Raw genomic sequence first — 1,274 nt, forward strand, 5'->3', positions numbered from 1 at the left:
GGTGCTCTGGCTTTATGTTGAACAGTTGATTGGTTATAGGATGACTATCGATGATGTTTCCGTTATAATAAATATAAAGTTTATTGTTTTGAACGATAATTTCTACTTGTTTACCGATAAATTCTTTTGGAACGGAATATTTATTATAATGGTATTGGAAGAGAGAGTCGTTGGTAACATGAACTTTTTTAAGATGAAGGTGATAAGGTTTTCTGACTGATAAGGATGGCAGTGGGACCAAATCACCTTTTTCTTTTTCTAATAAGAAATTTCGTGGCAACCTTGTCGCTTGAGAAATGCCTCTGTTATCTTCTTCATTCAGTTGTTTTAACCGATGATGCATAGTCCATATCCCTTCATAGGTACCATTGTAATTATATAATTGTTCCACCCATTTATTCTGCGTCTCCGTTTTTCCTTTTGTTTGAGGACGATAGACCATACACGGCAGTGGTTCAATACCATAATCTTTACAAAATTCTGAAAAACGTGAAGTTAAGACAGCTTTATCTCCCATACTCGTTCGTGGTTTTTCGACAAATGCTTTCAAATTATCAATGACTAATTCTCGTGGTGCTCCGCCAATTTCCTCGAATGCTTCTGCTAAAAATGACAGTAAGTTTTCTGTTGTCGGATTTAATATCAGTCGACGAACATTGTAACGTGACCATGAAAGAGTTAACGTTGGAATATATACTGTAATGGTCTGCCCGTCATTCGTTACTAATTTTACTTTTTCTTTTAAATCGAATTGAGCTTGTTGACCGGGTTGAGTTTCGAAACGTTGTGTGAACGCTGTTCTAGTATTTTGTTGGAATGACTGACTCAGCTCTTCATCATTCACAATATAGCGATAAAAAGTAGAACGGGCACAGGTGATATGATGTTCTCTTTTCATAAAATAGAAAAGGTGATCGATATAACTGAAGTGACGCGTTGAATCATGAAGATAGGAAAGCATCAGCGGTTTAAACTCATCTAAATACTTTTTTCTCTTACGTGTTGTCTTTGGTATCACGCCTTCTAGTCTCTTCTTAACCGTTTTTCGGTCACAGTTTAATTCACGTGCAATCTTTGATAGATTCAATTTCAATTCTCCTTTCTGATACCATTCACTTAACCTGGATAAATCATCTAATGATGTGATTGTGATCTTTGCAATTTCTGACATAATCATTCCTCCTAATGGAATAATTATATCAAAAAAGATTACCTCAATTGTTTTTGTAACTGGGGAAAGTTACGTGCAACAAATTGGGTAATCTTATTGTAAC

General features: G+C 35.3%; 1 protein-coding gene. It reads right to left on the reverse strand.

The features are described 5' to 3' along the window. Positions 1-1,171 (reverse strand): IS21 family transposase (gene istA / locus GSA01S_RS10205; protein ID WP_066127288.1); only part of this gene is annotated, 1,171 nt, incomplete at its 3' end. Positions 1,172-1,274: the final 103 nt, after the last annotated feature.

Origin of the sequence: Globicatella sanguinis NBRC 15551 (assembly GCF_001552295.1) — a bacterium.
Lineage (GTDB): Bacteria > Bacillota > Bacilli > Lactobacillales > Aerococcaceae > Globicatella > Globicatella sanguinis.